Raw genomic sequence first — 15,259 nt, 5'->3', positions numbered from 1 at the left:
CAGAGCGGCCGAGGCGCAGGCCGGTCCCGCACTGTTCGACCTGCCGGAGGAGGCGGCGCTGGCCGCGTCGCCAGTGCCAGCGCCCGCCGAGGCCGCGCCGGCGACGGGCGTCGCCGCGCTGCTGGCCGGCGAGCTGTTCCGATCCCAGCTCAGCGGCCTGGCGCGGCGGGTGCCGGTCGAGAAGGTCGAGGCGGCGGTACGAGCGCTGCTCGACGCGGGTGGCACGCTGGCGACCAGCGTCGTCGCCGAGCGGGCCGGGGAGCTGGCGCATCGGGCCGCCGGCTTCGCCGTCAACCTGCAACGCGTCTTCAACGTCGACAACTACCCGGTGCTGGAGCCGCTCGACGACGGGCACACACTGCGGCTCAACGTAGACCTGTTGCGCCAGCAGTTCGAGCTGTTCGCGTGACCGGCGCCGCCGTCAGCGCCGCGCGGCGGCGCGACGTCCTGGACGCGCTGCGGCGTGGCGCGGTGCCCGCCACGGGGCTGGATCTGCTGGCCGTGGGGCTGGACAGGTTCGAGCGTTCCGTGGCCGAGGACCTGGCCGCGGCCGCGTCGGGCGGTTCGGTGTTCAAGGCGGTGCGGGGCGAGTACGGGACGGGGAAGACGTTCTTCACCCGGTGGCTGGCCGAGCGGGCGAAGCGAGCCGGGCTGGCCACGGCCGAGGTGCAGATCTCGGAGAACGAGACGCCGCTGCACAAGCTGGAAACGGTTTACCGACGGCTCACCGAGCGGCTCGCCACGTCGACGTTCCCGCCGAGCGCGCTGCGCAACGTCGTCGATGGCTGGTTCTACGCGCTGGAGGAGGACGTCCTCGCCGCCGACGCTATGGCAGGCGACGACCCGGCCGCGTTGGAGAAGGCAGTGGGCGAGCTGTTCGACCGGCGGATGCTCGACGTCGGTCGGACAGCGCCGGCGTTCGCCGCCGCGCTGCGCGGCTACCGGTCCGCGCTCGTCGCCGGTGACGAGGCGACCGCCTCGGCGCTGCTTGCCTGGCTCGGCGGACAGCCGCACGTCGCCGCCAGTGCCCGCCGGGCCGGCGGTGTCCGTGGCGACTTGGACCATTTCGGGGCGCTGGGCTTCTTGCAGGGGCTGCTCGTCGTGCTGCGCGACAGCGGGTACAAGGGGCTGCTCGTCGTGCTGGACGAGGTCGAGACGCTGCAGCGAGTCCGGTCCGACGCGCGCGACAAGGCGCTGAATGCGCTGCGCCAGCTCCTTGACGAGGTGCACGGCGGCCGGTTCCCTGGGCTGCATCTCGTGATCACGGGAACGCCCGCGTTCTACGACGGGCCGCAGGGGGTGCGCCGGCTCGCGCCGCTCGCGCAGCGGCTGGCGACCGACTTCTCGACCGACCCGAGGTTCGACAATCCGCGGGCGGTGCAGCTCCGGCTCACCGGCTTCACCGAGGCGTCGCTCGTCGAGCTCGGCGGGCGGGTCCGGGGGCTGTTCGTCGGCGGCACCTCGCCCGAGGCCGCGGCCCGCATCGAAAGGCTGGCCGATGACGCATATCTCGCCGAGCTGGCCGGCGCGGTCGCGGGCCGGCTCGGTGGCAAGGTCGGCGTCGCGCCGCGGCTGTTCCTGAAGAAGCTCGTCGCCGACGTTCTCGACCGCGTCGACCAGCACGCCGACTTCGACCCGCGCCGGGACTACCCGCTGACTGTCCATACGGCCGAGATGACGGACCTGGAGCGCAACCTCACTGGACGGGCCGCATCGTCCGCCGACGACATCGACCTGGACCTGTAATGGCGGACCGGCCGGGCGCGGCACCGCCGGACGCCCCGGACCTGCTGCATCCGGTGGTGCTGCACCACATCGTGAACTCGTTGCGGTGGCCCGGGTTGCGGCCGTTGCAGGAGGCTGCGGTGGCGCCGCTGCTCGGCGGGTCGGATGCGTTGCTGCTGGCGCCGACGGCTGGGGGGAAGACCGAGGCGGCGATGTTCCCGACGCTGTCGCGGATGGCGTTCGAGAACTGGCAGGGCACGTCCGTTCTCTACGTCTGTCCGCTCAAGGCGCTGCTGAACAACCTGGCTCCCCGGCTGGAGACGTACACCGGCTGGCTCGGGCGCCAGGCCGCCGTCTGGCATGGGGACGTGACGACCAGCAGGCGGGAACGGATCCGCCGCGAACGGCCAGACGTCCTGCTCACCACCCCCGAGTCGCTCGAAGCGATGCTGGTCAGCGTCCGCACCGACCATCGCGGCTTCTTCGCCGGCGTGCGGACAGTGATCGTCGACGAGGTGCACGTCTTCGCGGGTGACGACCGGGGCTGGCACCTGCTGGCCGTGCTGGAACGGTTGCGACGGATCATCATCGCCGAAGCGGCCGGCTCGGGCGCGGTCCGGCCCGAGCTGCAGGTCGTGGGCCTGTCCGCGACCGTCGGTAACCCGGCCGACCTGCTCCGCTGGCTCCAGGGCTCCGGTGTCGGTCGCCGGCCCGCGCTTGTGGTCGCGCCCGATATGCCGATCGCGACCGCGTCGGTGGCCGGTCCGCCGCCGGGCGAGATCGAGCTTGACTACGTCGGCTCGGTGCCGAACGCGGCGAAGGTACTCGCCACGCTGCACCAGAGCGAGAAACGGCTCGTCTTCTGCGACTCGAAGAAGCTCGTCGAACAGCTCGGCGGCGAACTGCGCGCCCGCGGCGTGACCACGTTCCTCTCGCACGCGTCCCTGTCGGTCGACGAGCGGCGTCGCTCCGAAGAGGCGTTCACCCAGGCCCGCGACTGCGTGATCGTCGCGACCAGCACGCTGGAACTGGGCATCGACGTCGGCGACCTCGACCGCGTGATCCAGTTGAACGCCCCCGGCTCGGTCGCGTCGTTTCTCCAACGCCTCGGCCGGACCGGGCGCCGGCCAGGAACCGTCCGCAACTGCCTGTTCCTGACCCTGACCGAGGACGCGCTTGTCCAGGCCGCCGGCCTGCTGCTGCTGTGGGGACGAGGCTGGGTCGAACCGGTCGTCGCCCCACCCGAGCCACGGCACATCGTCGCCCAGCAACTGCTCGCCTACTGCCTACAGGAGAACAAGGTCGGTGACCGGCTCTGGGCCGACGAATGGAACGGCCTCGCGCCCTTCGACCGGTCCGCCGGACCGATCGTCGCTCACCTCGTCCGCATGGGATTCCTCGACTCCGACGGCGGCATGCTGTCCGTCGGCCCAGAAGCCGAACGCCGCTTCGGCCACCGGCACTTCTCCGAACTGACCGCGGTCTTCACCGCGGCACCCGAGTTCACCGTCCTGTCCGGCCGCACCGAGATCGGCCGCACCGACCCGATGCTTCTGTGCGACCCGGTCGAAGGCCCGCGGCTGCTCCTGCTCGCCGGCCGCAGCTGGCATGTCACCCACACCGACTGGAAACGCCGCCGCTGCTTCGTCGAACCCGCCGGCAGCGGGGGCCGCGCCCGGTGGACCAGCACCCTCCCCCCGCTGTCCTTCACCATGGTCAGAGCGATGCGCGAAGTCCTCCTCGGAGCCGGCCCCCAGGTCGCCATGACCAAACGCGCCACCGCCCGCCTGACCGAGATCCGCGAGAAGCACACCGACCTCGTCCACCCCGCCGGCACCATGATCGTGCGCGAAGCGGAGACCGACGTCCGCTGGTGGACCTGGGCCGGCCATCTCGCCAACCGCACCCTCGCCGCTTCCCTCGGCGACCTCACCGACCCCCGCCAGAACCTCGACGAAGCATTCATCCGGCTACGTTCTGACCTGATCCCAGCTATGTGGAAGGCCGCCACCGCGGATCTGGAAAAGCGGCTCTGTCTGCCCCACGTGGACGAGCAGGCCCTGGCTGGCCTGAAGTTCAACGCGGCCCTTCCCCCACGCCTGGCCGAAGCCACCCTCTCCACCCGCTTGGCCGACCTGCCCAGCGCGAAGGCGGTTCTCGCCGAACCGGTCCGGTGGTACGCCAGCCGGCGTGATTCGTAGCACGCGCCCTCCTCGACCCCAGGCACGAACAGCGATCGTCTGCTTGGCCGATGATGATCTTGGAAGGCCTCGTCCTGTCTCGCCCTCGCGCCGCGCCGTGGACCCGCGGGCCGGCTCACCCAGGCTCATCCGCACATGCACGACTTCGCGGCGGCTCAAGGGGACCGGACTGATCGCCCTCATGCTGCTCCACCACGCCCGGCGCGACACCCGGACCGCGCCCGATGGCAGCCTGGTACCACTCGCTGAGCAGGACCGCAGCCGATGGGACACCACGTCGATCGCCGAGGGCGTCACGATCCTGCAGACGGCCCTCGCCCGCGACCGGCTGGGCGAGTTCCAGGCCCAGGCCGCCATCGCGGCACTCCACGCCGACGCGCCAACCTCGCTGAGCGCGACCACCTGACCCGCCAAGCCGCCCGGCTCAACGCCCGCACGGACTCCGGTCCTCCGCGCGGCTCATCATCATCTCACCCGATCAACCAGCCTGCGTCGGCTGACATCCTCTCGCAGTAGTCAAAGCGCCCGTCTTCCTGTTCGGGGGACGGGCGCTTTGTGGTGCGCGGTGGGCGGTTGCGCAACTGCCGCACCCCTCTTTGTCAAGCCGGTTTGAGGACGACGGCACCCGTGAGCGACACCGGCGGCGAGTGGGGACTGACCGCGACAACGGTACTGTCCGCGGGGAGCCGGGCATCTCGTGCGCAGCCGCCGGCGCCCAGGGAGGATGACCGTGCCCGATCGGCAGCAGCTCGCGACGTCGGACACCGGATCAGCACGGTCGTCGGTGGCCGACGGTCCCCACGGGGGCGATGCGGTGCGGCTTGCGCTGGTTGTCGGTGCGCTCGGCGTGGTGTTCGGCGACATCGGGACCAGCCCGATCTACACCCTGCAGACGGTGTTCAACCCGAGCGACCCCCATCCCGTCCCGGTGAGCACGGACAACGTGTTCGGGGTGGTGTCGCTGGTGTTCTGGTCGGTAGTGATCATCGTGACGGTCACCTATGTACTGCTGGCGATGCGTGCCGACAATGACGGCGAGGGCGGCATCATGGCGCTGATCACCCTGCTGCGGCGGTTGGGCACGCAGCGGGGCCGGCGGACCGCCGCCGTGCTGGCAGGGCTGGGGATCTTCGGCGCGGCGTTGTTCTTCGGTGACAGCATGATCACTCCCGCGATTTCGGTGCTGTCCGCGGTCGAGGGCCTCAAGATCGTGGAACCGTCGCTGGGTGAGCTGGTCGTACCGATCACCGCAGTGATTATCGTGGTGCTGTTCCTCGCGCAGCGGCTGGGCACCGCCGCGGTCGGCCGCGTGTTCGGACCCGTGATGATCGTGTGGTTTGTGACCATCGGCGCGCTCGGGGTGGCCGGCATCGCCGGGCATCCGGCCATCCTCAAGGCGTTGTCGCCGGCCTACGCCGCGGGCTTCCTGGTCCACCACTTCGGCACCGCGTTCTTCGCGCTGGCGGCGGTCGTGCTCGCGGTCACCGGCGCCGAGGCGCTGTACGCCGACATGGGACACTTCGGCCGCCGGTCCATCACCCGCGCCTGGCTGCTGCTGGTGTTCCCCGCGTGCGTGCTCAGCTACCTCGGCCAGGGTGCGCTGATCCTCGACAACTCGGACCGAATCAGCAGCCCGTTCTTCCTGCTCGCCCCTGGCTGGGCACGGCTGCCCCTTGTCCTGCTGGCCACCGCGGCGACGGTGATCGCCTCCCAGGCGGTGATCACAGGGGCGTACTCGGTGGCGTCCCAGGCCGCCGGGCTCGGCTACCTGCCCCGGCTGCGGGTCGCCCACACCTCGGAGTCCACCATCGGCCAGATCTACGTCCCGTGGATCAACTGGCTGCTGATGGTCTCGGTGCTCACGCTCGTCTTTGCGTTCCGCAGCTCGGCGGCCCTGGCGTTCGCGTTCGGCATGGCGGTGACCGGGACGATCACCATTACCACCCTGATGTTCTTCTACGTCGCCTGGCGTACGTGGCACACCCCGCGGTGGCTGCTCGGTCTGGGCGCGAGCGTGCTGCTGTCGGTCGACCTCCTGTTCGTCGCGGCGAACCTGACCAAGCTCGTCCACGGCGCCTGGCTGCCGCTGCTCATCGCGCTGACGGCGTTCACGGTCATGACGACCTGGCAGCGAGGCCGACAGATCGTCACCGCGCAGCGGCAACGACGCGAGGGATCGCTCCGCGAGTTCGTCGACCAGCTACTCGCGAACGGGTCGTCCACCGCCCGGGTGCCGGGCACAGCCGTGTTCCTCAACCGCGGCAAGCAGACCGCGCCGCTGGCGTTGCGGGCCAACGTCGAGCACAACCACGTTCGGCACGACCTCGTCCTGATCCTGTCGGTCGAGACCCTGCCAGTGCCTCGCGTGCCGGCGAACGAGCGGATCGCCGTGGACGACCTCGGCTACGCCGATGATGGCGTCAGCCATATCACCGCGCGGTTCGGCTACATGGAGACGCCGAACGTGCTCGGCGCGCTGAGAACGCCCGACCTGGCCACCGTCGAGGGACGGCAGCTGGACCTGGACCGGGCGTCCTACTTCCTGTCCAAGATCGATCTTCGTATCGGGGACGCGCCGACCATGGCGCGCTGGCGGAAACGGCTGTTCATCGCCACCTCCTACATCACCGCCGACGCCGCCGAACACTTCGGCCTCCCGCGCGACCGCACCGTCATCATGGGCTCGCATATCGAGGTCTGACGAAACAACGAGCGCCACAGCGATGGGTGGCGATCGCCGCTGTCCCCACCGCGACCGCGGGCATTTAGAGCGCCCGAGGATAGGGCGTTCGATCAGCGAACGGCTCATCCGCGCCCGATCCGGCAAGGCGGAGGAGGAAGGCGCCCTGGTGCTGAGCGCCGGCTGACGACAACACGGCGTACCTACAACGATCTCGACGCCGAACGCCGCGCGTGCCCCCGGTGGGATTCGAACCCACACTGTCGGTGGTTTGAGCACCGTCTCTCTGCCGTTGGAGTACAGGGGCATACTGCTTTTACTCTATGATCATTAGGTACTGAGGGTGACCGGCGGTTGGATTATCCCGCTGCCGGGCTGGCCGATATGCAGGTAGCGCTTCCTTGACGACTCTAGCCGGGTAAGGTGCGGATCGACCGACCGCCCCGGTGTTACGGCGGGTCAACGGCATCATCCTAGCCCTGCGAGCCCAGGAGTCCGACCCGATGAGCCAGCCATCCTCGACCCCCCGCCGGGTGCTGATCGCCGAGGACGAGGCGCTGATCCGTCTTGATCTTCGTGAGATGTTGCAGGAGGAGGGCTACGAGGTGGTCGGTGAGGCCGGTGACGGCGAGATGGCCGTCAGCCTTGCCACCAAGCTTCGGCCCGACCTGGTCATTCTCGACGTCAAGATGCCTCGTATGGACGGGATCGAGGCCGGTGGGCACATCGCCAAGGAACGCATTGCGCCGGTGGTGATCCTGACCGCGTTCAGCCAGCGAGAGCTCGTGGAACGAGCCCGTGAGGCCGGGGCGATGGCCTACGTCGTCAAGCCGTTCCAGAAGAAGGACCTGCTGCCGACGATCGAGATGGCGGTGAGCCGCTTCACCGAGATCGTGAGCCTGGAGGCCGAGGTCGAGGATCTACAGGGCCGCCTGGAGGCTCGAAAGATCATTGAACGGGCCAAGGGGGTCCTGCAGACCGAGCACGCGATGACCGAGCCGGACGCCTTCCGGTGGATCCAGCGCACCTCGATGAATCAGCGGCGCACGATGCGTGCGGTGGCCGAAGGCATCCTGTCTGGCGAGGCATTGCCCGGTGAGGCACTGCCCGGAACGTGATCGACCGGTCACCGCCCACCCGGTGGGGACGCCGGGTACCGCCCACCCGGGCGCTGGTTGCCGCGCTGGTCGCCCTGATCGTTGCGGCGGGGGCGGTCGGGGCGGCGTACGCGGTAAAACTCAGTACCGCACCGTCCGCTGGTAGCCCGTCGCGGCCGCAGCCGCGGACGGCCACGCTTGGGCTGATGGCTCCGCTGTCCGGGGATCTCGCCTCGCTGGGCGGCGCGGTTCGCAACGCCGTGCGGCTCGCGGTCGACGAGGCAAACGCGGACGCGGCGATCCCTGGCTGGAAGATCCGTCTGAGCCTCCAGGACGACCTGTCCCGGCCGGACGGAGGCGCCCGGGCAGCCGGTGAACTGGCCGCCGACGAAACGGTGATCGGCGTCGTCGGGCCGTTGAGCTCCACGGTCGCCATGGTCGCTGTGCCTACGCTGAGCGCCGCCGGGATTGCCGTGGTCTCCCCGTCCAACAGCCGCCCTGAACTCACGGGCCTCGCGACCACCACCACCGCTACCGCGGCCACCACCGCCCGGAGCCGGCCGTATCCAGGGTACTTCCGGCTGAGCGGCACCGATGTCCTGGCGGCTCGGACCAGCGCCGAGTACGCCGTGGCGACCATGGGCCGCCGCCGGATCACGGTGGTGGACGGTGGCCCCGGCTTCGGTACCTCCCTCGCGCAGCGATTCGCCTCCGACGCCCGCCAGCTGGGCGCCGCCGTCACGGGAATACACAAGGTCCACGGCAGTCTGGATGACGAGTCCGAGGTGGCCTCGGTAGTCGAGAGGGTACGTGCCGAAACCCCGGACCTGCTGTACGTGGCGACGGGCTTCGCCTTTGCCGCGCATCTGCGCACCGAACTGGCCGATCAGGGCCTGGCCGTCGCTGTTCTCGGTTCCGACGGGCTGGGCGACCCTCGTTATCCCGAGCGGGCGGAGGGCGCCGCTGAGGGAGACACGGTCGTCGATCTCGGCGCGCCGCTTTCCGAACTGCCGCGGGCCGGCTCGTTCGCCGCGGCCTACCTGCACCGATGGGGCGGTCGTGGCAACCGGGAGACCGGCACCCGTATCGGCGATCCGGCCGTCTCGACCGCCTCTCGTGCGCTCGGTTCTGGCGCCGGTTCTGGCGCAGGCTCTGGCGCCGAGGCTGGTCCGCCGGCCGTCATCCGCGGTGACGCCTCGGCCGTGACCGGCGCCCCGGGGCCTGCCGTCCCCCCGCCGACAGCGGTCGCCGATGTGATCCCGTCCGTCGCCGCGTACGCCTACGACGCTGCCGGTGTGCTGTTGCGGGCGGCCAGTAGCGTTCTGCCAGGCCGAACCGGTGTGGATGGCGCCGCCAGGGCCGCTGTCATCGCCGCACTGCGGCAGGGCCGCTTCGTCGGGGCCACCGGCGAGGTCGGCTTTGATGAGTGGGGTGACGCGGTGGCGCCGCTCGTGACCATCTATGCGGTGCGCGACCGGGCGTTCGTGGTGCTGCGGGTGCGTCGGCCGTAATCCGCGCCGTCCCGAACGTGCGCGGCTCGACCCGGCGCTCACCCTCGGCGCTCGCCCCGGCGGCCGGGCCCGGCCGCACGCCACGATTTCGTCCGACAACTTCCGAAACACACCATAATCGAAAAATTGTGACGACACGGGCGTTCCAAGCTTTCAGTTGCTGCTCGTAGCGACTAGGTTTCCGACAGTATGGCCAGCAAGCTGGGCAGAGCAGGCGCGGTGGGCGGTGGCGGCCGCGTGGCGTGGGCACGGCGTGAGGCCGTCGTGCGCGGCACCGGTCGGATGACCTTTCTGCTGGGAGAGCTGGCATCCCTCGCGCTATGCTTGATGGCGATTTGCCTGAATTGTCTTACTGAAATGGATGAAGGGACACGGCATGGCGAGGCGAACGATGGCGGCGGGAGCCGCTGGATTGCTTGCGATCGCGCTGACCGTCGGCGCGTGCGGGGGAGGCTCCTCGGGAAGCGGGCGCCCCGAATACATCATCGGCTTCCAGGGGCCGCTGTCGGGCGACAGCTCGCAGCTCGGCATCAACGCGATCAACGGCCTGCGAACCGCGGTCGATCGCGCCAACACCAGCGGCGGGCTCCCGTTCACTCTCCGGCTGGTCCAGTCAGACGATCAGGGCACCCCGGAGCAGGGGCCCACCGCGGCCCAGAAGCTGATTGACAACTCGGGCGTCATCGCTGTCATCGGGCCGATCTTCTCGGGCGCGACCAAAGCCAGCGAGCCGCTTTACAGCCAGGCCAAACTCCTCTCCGTGAGCCCGTCCGCGACAAACCCGCAGCTCACCTCGCTGGGTTTTGGGACTTTTTTCCGCGTGATTGCCCCCGACACCGTACAGGGCACCGCCGCCGCGGATTACGTCGCAAAGGCTCTCAAGGCCAAGAAGGTGTTCTCCCTCGATGACAAGAGCGAATACGGCACCGGGCTGTCGACGGTGTTGAAAAAAGAGCTGGCGGTGCAGGGGGTGAATGTCGTGAATGATGGCATCAACCCGACGAAGGACTACACATCCGAGGCGACGAAGATAATTTCCGAGCAGCCGGACGTGGTATTCTACTCCGGCTATTATGGGGAGTTCGCCCTATTGACCAAGGCGCTGCGGGCCAAGGGCTTCACCGGGGCGATCATGAGCGGAGACGGGTCGAACGACGACCAGTTCGTCACCCAGGCGGGTGCCGCGAGCGCGGAAGGCGCGTATCTGACCTGCCCATGCGGCGACGCCAACAGCGACCCGAAGGCCGCCGGCTTCGTCGCCGACTTCAAACGGGTGAACAACGGCACGCGGCCGGGCACCTACTCCGGTGAGGCATATGACGCGACGAACGCGGTCATCGAGGTCCTGCGTAAGCTCGGGCCGGGTGCCAGCCGGGAGGCTGTTGCCCGGGCCTTCTCATCCGTTGATTTCGAGGGCGTCACCAAGCGGATCGTGTTCCAGCCCAACGGCGAGGTCGCCGGTTCGACCGTCTACGTCTACCGGATCCGCGCTGGCAAGCGGGAAGTGCTTGGGACCACCGCGGAGCTGATGAAAGCCTGACCCGTGTTCATGACCGCCCGCGATACCGCGCACCAGCAGTGGCCCGGTGAACCACCGGCGATTCGGGGGACATCAGCATGAGCTTCGGGCACGAGTTCGGGCAGCTGACGGTTGACGGCCTGACCATCGGTTCCCTGTACGCGGTCATAGCTCTTGGCTACACCCTCGTCTACGGGGTGCTCACGCTCATCAACTTCGCCCACAGCGAGGTCTTCATGCTCGGTGCCTTCGGCGGGCTGTTCGCGGCTCGGGCGCTGCTGCCCGCGGGCGGGGCAACGCCGTCAGGGCTCACGTCCGTCGCGCTGGTAACGGTCGGGCTCGGTGCCGGGGCCGCGTCCGGCGGCTTGGCCGCGTTCGCTCTGGAGCGCGGTGCCTACCGGCCGCTGCGCCGCCGTGGCGCGCCGCGGCTGGCCTACCTCATCAGCGCCATCGGAGCCTCGCTGTTCGCGGCCAACCTGGCCGGGAAGGAGTTCGGCCGCCAGAGCGTGCCCGTCCCGGACCTGTTCACCAACGGGACCGTCGGGCGGGTCCTCGGCGCCGCGGTCTCTGTGCAGACAATGATCATATTCGGCGTGGCGGTCGTGATGCTCGTCGTGGTGGACCGGGTGGTCGCGGTCACCCGGCTGGGCCAGGCGATCCGGGCGACGGCCCAGGACGCGGACACCGCGCGTCTGATGGGTGTCGACGTCGAACGGGTGATCGTCGCCACTTTTGTGCTCGGGGGCCTGCTCGCGGGTGCCGGCGGCTTCCTTTACGCGATGACGTTCAACGCCTCCTATACGATGGGGTTCGTTCCGGGTGTCAAGGCGTTTACCGCCGCTGTGCTCGGCGGTATCGGCAACGTCCGTGGCGCGGTGCTGGGAGGTCTGCTCCTTGGCCTGGTCGAGAGCTATGGCGGTTATGTGTTCCAGGCGTCCTATCGGGATGTGATTGCCTTTCTCGTGTTGGTGGGCGTCCTTCTGGTCAGGCCCTCGGGCCTGCTCGGTGAACACCGGCGCAGGGCGGCATGATCGTCGGACGGCCGCGTACCGGCGCGGCGTTCAGCTGGGCGCGCCGGCTCGCGGTGTATATGGGTGGAGCGGCGCTGTTCGCCGTTGTGACCGGCCCATCCGGCGACGCCGGGCATCCGCTCGCGGGGATCCGCGGATCACTGTTCGCCCCGCGTTTCGCGTTGTTCGCGGCATTGGCGGCCGGCGCCTGGGCCGCTGCCGTGTGGGCTGGGCGCCTGCGCGCGGGCGACCGCGGGCGCCCAGCCGGGCCAGCCGGTCTGGGTGTGCCGCACCGGCTGACCGCATGGGTCGGCACCCTCGGCGGCTTCGCGGCATCCGCCCGGGGGAGGGCGGCGGTAAGCGCGGGCATGCTCGGTATCGCCCTCATCGTGCCGCTGGGCCTGTCCACAGCGGCCGCTCAGTCCCTCGTCACCGACGTCGGGATCTACGCTCTGCTCGCGCTGGGCCTGAACGTGGTGGTCGGCTACGCCGGTCTGCTGGACCTCGGCTATATCGCGTTCTTCGCGATCGGGGCCTACACGACCGCCTACTGCACGTCCCGGACAGCCATGCCCTGGCATTCGCCGGTCATTCTCAACCCGTTCGTCGTGATCCCGATCGCGGTGGTCGCGGCGATGGTCGCCGGGGTGGCTCTCGGTGGGCCCACGCTGCGGCTGCGTGGGGATTATCTGGCCATCGTGACGTTGGGGTTCGGCGAGATCATCCAGCTGCTCGCGAACAACCTCGACAGTGTCACGGGCGGCTCGCGCGGGGTGTTCGGCGTGCCACCGCTATCCCTGGACGTCGGGAAGTTCCACTATGCCTGGGGCCTGGCGCCACTGCCGTACTATTACCTCCTGCTCGCCATCATCATTGCGGTGATCGTGGTGTTCGGCCGGCTGGAACGGTCGCGCGTCGGCCGTGCCTGGGCGGCAATCCGGGAGGACGAGTTCGCGGCCGAGATCTCGGGCGTCGCGACGGTACGGATGAAGCTGCTCGCGTTCTCGATCGGCGCGTCTGTTTCGGGTTTCGCGGGTGTGTTCTTCGCGACCAAGCAGTTCTTCAACCCGCAGACCTTCAGTCTGCAGGCGTCGATCCTGGTCCTCACCATCGTGATTTTCGGCGGGATGGGCTCCCGGTTTGGTGTGGTGCTCGGTGCTGTGGTCCTGCAGGGGCTGGCGTTTTTCCTGCGCGATGTGGTGCCCCCGACCGATCGGTACATCTATTTCGGGATGATCGTGGTCATTATGATGATCTTCCGGCCTCAGGGCCTGCTCCCGCCACGGCGACGTGAGCGGGTCGGTGTGGCGCTCCCCGACTCCGACGACGCGGGTGTCCCGGGCGTCGGGGGAGCGCTCCCGGTCGCTGGGCAGGCCGGATGAACGACGTGCCGATCGGGGCTACGGCCGCCGACGGTGGTACCGCTGGTCTGGTGCTCGACGTGCGCGAACTCGTGCTCCGCTTCGGGGGAGTCACCAGCCTGGATGGGGTGTCGCTACGCCATGAGCGCGGCCAGATTCTCGCGGTGATCGGTCCGAACGGCGCGGGCAAGACATCGCTGTTCAACTGCCTGACGGGCGTCTACCGTCCGCAGAGCGGCGGTGTCACGCTGTGGGGGCGTGACGGATCTCCCACCAACCTGCTCGGCCGCCGGCCCCATGTGATCAACAGGCTCGGGCTGGCCCGGACGTTCCAGCACACCCGGCTGTTCGGCGGGCTGAGCGCGCTCGCCAACGTCCAGATCGGAGTGGAGGGACGGGACCGCCCGGCGGCACTGCGGGTGATGCTCGCCACCCCCGGCGTCCGGCGGGCCGAGGCTCGCGGCGTGCGGCGGGCCATGGAACTGCTCGCCTTCGTCGGTCTGGCCCACCGCGCGCACGTCCCGGCCGCCACGCTCGCCTACGGGGAGCAGCGTCGCCTCGAGATCGCGCGGGCGCTGGGCAGCGACCCGTGCCTGCTGCTGGTGGACGAACCGGCGGCCGGCGCGAACACGGCCGAGAAGAACGAACTGGCCGGGCTACTGCGGCGGATCGCCGCGGACGGGATCTCCGTTATGTTGATCGAGCATGACATGGGCCTGGTGATGAGCGTGGCGGCGGACGTGGTCGTGCTCAATTTCGGCCGGGTCATCGCCAGCGGCCCGCCGGCCTGGGTCCAGCGGGCCCCGGCGGTGCGTGAGGCGTACCTGGGCACGGCCGCGGCTACCCCCGCCGACAGCGGCAGCGTCACGAGCGGCATCGACGGCATCCCTGACGGTATTGCTGACGCCCGTGGCGGCTGCTGATGGCGCTCGAGCTCACCGGCGTGGAGGTCCGCTACGGCTCGGTGACCGCGCTGCGTGGCGTGAGCCTGCGGGTCGAGACCGGCGAGGTAGTGGCTCTGCTGGGGGCGAACGGCGCGGGTAAGACCACGACGCTGCGAACGGTGTCGGGGCTGTTGCGCCCGGTGGCGGGGGAGGTGTCACTGGACGGTGAGCGGCTTTCGGGCCTGCCGGCGCACGAGATCGTCGCGCGTGGCGTCAGTCATGTGCCGGAAGGCCGCGGGGTGTTCCCGGTCATGTCCGTCCAGGAGAACCTGTTGATGGGCGCCTACCGGGATCGCCGCTGGGTGCGTGGGGACATCGACCGGGTGTTCACGATGTTTCCGCGGCTGGCCGAGCGCCGCGGGCAGGCCGCGGGAAGCCTTTCCGGCGGCGAGCAGCAGATGCTGGCCATCGGCCGGGCGCTCATGGCACGGCCTCGCGTGCTGCTGTTGGACGAGCCGTCCATGGGGCTCGCGCCGCTGGTCGTCGCCACGATCTTCGCGGTCATCGGCGAGATCAACAGTACCGGCGTGTCCATGCTCCTGGTGGAGCAGAACGTCCATCAGGCCCTGACGGTCGCGGACCGTGGCTATGTGCTGGAGACAGGCCGGATGGTGTTGGACGGTCCGGCGCGCCTGCTGCGCGCGGACGACCGCGTTCGGCGTGCTTATCTGGGCGAAGACGTTGTCTGAGCGACCGCTATCGCGCGCGGACGGGGGCCGCGGGATCGAGCGGTGTACCCAGCGGCACATAAAGCTGTAGATGAATAAGTGAAACCCGGAACGGTCTTTGGTGCCGTCCACACCTTCCCCGTGCATGGACGTTATCTACTCGTCCGCCCCGGGCCCCACCGGCAAGACGCTAAGGCGTAACCGATGGCCACGTCAATGCACCGGGCGGACGGCTTGGCCAGTTCTCGCTCGCTGTCTTCCCCACTGTCTTCCCCCGGCGTTCCCGCCCTTCTTCGCGACGTGACCGGTGACACGTTCACACATCCGTCTTTGTGATCGAATACGGCCCGCGGGCGTGCTGACCACCGTGGCGTCCGGACGCGCGGGAAGTACTGTGATCGCGTACTCGGAAGCCGACCGGTGGCCATGCGGTCAGCTGAATAGTGGTCATCCGACCGGTGCCGCAGCCGTCTGTCCGGCTCGCGCAGACCGGGCGGCGCCTCGCGCCATCGCTTCCCGTGTCGGAGCCTGTCAATAGACTCG

Annotated in this window: 10 protein-coding genes, 1 tRNA gene and 2 pseudogenes; 12 read left to right on the top strand and 1 reads right to left on the bottom strand. The window is 69.4% G+C overall.

The features are described 5' to 3' along the window. The 5 genes and pseudogenes from MJ797_RS07730 to MJ797_RS07710 all read left to right on the top strand — a co-directional run. Positions 1-409: pseudogene (locus MJ797_RS07730) on the top strand (BREX-2 system phosphatase PglZ); the annotation flags it as partial. After that, complete coding sequence (gene brxD / locus MJ797_RS07725) at positions 406-1,746, top strand: BREX system ATP-binding protein BrxD (protein ID WP_239333188.1); 1,341 nt, start codon at positions 406-408, stop codon at positions 1,744-1,746. The pseudogene MJ797_RS07730 and the gene brxD, both read left to right, overlap by 4 nt. Then, on the top strand, positions 1,746-3,926 hold the full coding sequence (locus MJ797_RS07720) for a DEAD/DEAH box helicase (protein WP_239333186.1): 2,181 nt from the start codon (positions 1,746-1,748) through the stop codon (positions 3,924-3,926). The genes brxD and MJ797_RS07720 overlap by 1 nt, the downstream gene beginning before the upstream one ends. A 166-nt stretch (positions 3,927-4,092) precedes the next feature. Continuing rightward, a pseudogene (locus tag MJ797_RS07715) lies at positions 4,093-4,314 on the top strand (DUF6596 domain-containing protein); the annotation flags it as partial. Between the two features lie 336 nt (positions 4,315-4,650). Further along, positions 4,651-6,627 (top strand): potassium transporter Kup, encoded by a 1,977-nt coding sequence (locus MJ797_RS07710; protein ID WP_374581681.1) that lies wholly within the window; start codon positions 4,651-4,653, stop codon positions 6,625-6,627. A 213-nt stretch (positions 6,628-6,840) separates the two neighbouring features. On the opposite strand, the gene MJ797_RS07705 is transcribed toward MJ797_RS07710, so the two are convergent. After that, a tRNA-Leu gene (locus MJ797_RS07705) sits at positions 6,841-6,913 on the bottom strand. Positions 6,914-7,109: 196 nt separating this feature from the next. Between MJ797_RS07705 and MJ797_RS07700 the strand changes: the two genes are divergently transcribed. From MJ797_RS07700 to MJ797_RS07670, 7 genes are all read left to right on the top strand, one after another. Then, positions 7,110-7,724, top strand: a complete 615-nt coding sequence (locus MJ797_RS07700; RefSeq protein ID WP_239333182.1) for an ANTAR domain-containing response regulator — start codon at positions 7,110-7,112, stop codon at positions 7,722-7,724. Continuing rightward, the gene (locus tag MJ797_RS07695) at positions 7,721-9,214 is read left to right on the top strand and encodes a branched-chain amino acid ABC transporter substrate-binding protein (RefSeq protein WP_239333180.1); all 1,494 of its coding nucleotides are present in this window, start codon (positions 7,721-7,723) and stop codon (positions 9,212-9,214) included. Before MJ797_RS07700 ends, MJ797_RS07695 begins: the two co-directional genes overlap by 4 nt. Positions 9,215-9,605: 391 nt before the next feature. Beyond that, positions 9,606-10,754 (top strand): branched-chain amino acid ABC transporter substrate-binding protein, encoded by a 1,149-nt coding sequence (locus MJ797_RS07690; protein WP_239333178.1) that lies wholly within the window; start codon positions 9,606-9,608, stop codon positions 10,752-10,754. A gap of 77 nt (positions 10,755-10,831) precedes the next feature. Next, positions 10,832-11,764, top strand: a complete 933-nt coding sequence (locus tag MJ797_RS07685; RefSeq protein WP_239333176.1) for a branched-chain amino acid ABC transporter permease — start codon at positions 10,832-10,834, stop codon at positions 11,762-11,764. Beyond that, complete coding sequence (locus MJ797_RS07680) at positions 11,761-13,125, top strand: branched-chain amino acid ABC transporter permease (RefSeq protein ID WP_239333174.1); 1,365 nt, start codon at positions 11,761-11,763, stop codon at positions 13,123-13,125. The genes MJ797_RS07685 and MJ797_RS07680 overlap by 4 nt, the downstream gene beginning before the upstream one ends. Further along, positions 13,122-14,027: an ABC transporter ATP-binding protein gene (locus tag MJ797_RS07675; RefSeq protein WP_239333172.1), complete on the top strand. Its 906-nt coding sequence runs from the start codon at positions 13,122-13,124 to the stop codon at positions 14,025-14,027. Before MJ797_RS07680 ends, MJ797_RS07675 begins: the two co-directional genes overlap by 4 nt. After that, a complete protein-coding gene (locus tag MJ797_RS07670) occupies positions 14,027-14,737 on the top strand; it encodes an ABC transporter ATP-binding protein (RefSeq protein ID WP_239333170.1) in 711 nt (236 codons plus the stop codon). Before MJ797_RS07675 ends, MJ797_RS07670 begins: the two co-directional genes overlap by 1 nt. The last annotated feature ends 522 nt before the right edge of the window (positions 14,738-15,259 follow it).

Origin of the sequence: Protofrankia sp. CiP3, assembly GCF_917627345.1 — a bacterium.
Lineage (GTDB): Bacteria > Actinomycetota > Actinomycetes > Frankiales > Frankiaceae > Protofrankia.
This window is presented reverse-complemented; position numbering and strand designations above follow the sequence as displayed.

Bases quoted from the DNA above. Each gene is read 5' to 3' on its own strand.
- MJ797_RS07680 (WP_239333174.1), top strand. From the start codon at position 11,761: ATGATCGTCGGACGGCCGCGTACCGGCGCGGCGTTCAGCTGGGCGCGC.
- MJ797_RS07675 (WP_239333172.1), top strand. From the start codon at position 13,122: ATGAACGACGTGCCGATCGGGGCTACGGCCGCCGACGGTGGTACCGCT.
- MJ797_RS07720 (WP_239333186.1), top strand. From the start codon at position 1,746: ATGGCGGACCGGCCGGGCGCGGCACCGCCGGACGCCCCGGACCTGCTG.
- MJ797_RS07670 (WP_239333170.1), top strand. From the start codon at position 14,027: ATGGCGCTCGAGCTCACCGGCGTGGAGGTCCGCTACGGCTCGGTGACC.
- MJ797_RS07685 (WP_239333176.1), top strand. From the start codon at position 10,832: ATGAGCTTCGGGCACGAGTTCGGGCAGCTGACGGTTGACGGCCTGACC.
- MJ797_RS07690 (WP_239333178.1), top strand. From the start codon at position 9,606: ATGGCGGCGGGAGCCGCTGGATTGCTTGCGATCGCGCTGACCGTCGGC.
- MJ797_RS07710 (WP_374581681.1), top strand. From the start codon at position 4,651: ATGACCGTGCCCGATCGGCAGCAGCTCGCGACGTCGGACACCGGATCA.
- MJ797_RS07700 (WP_239333182.1), top strand. From the start codon at position 7,110: ATGAGCCAGCCATCCTCGACCCCCCGCCGGGTGCTGATCGCCGAGGAC.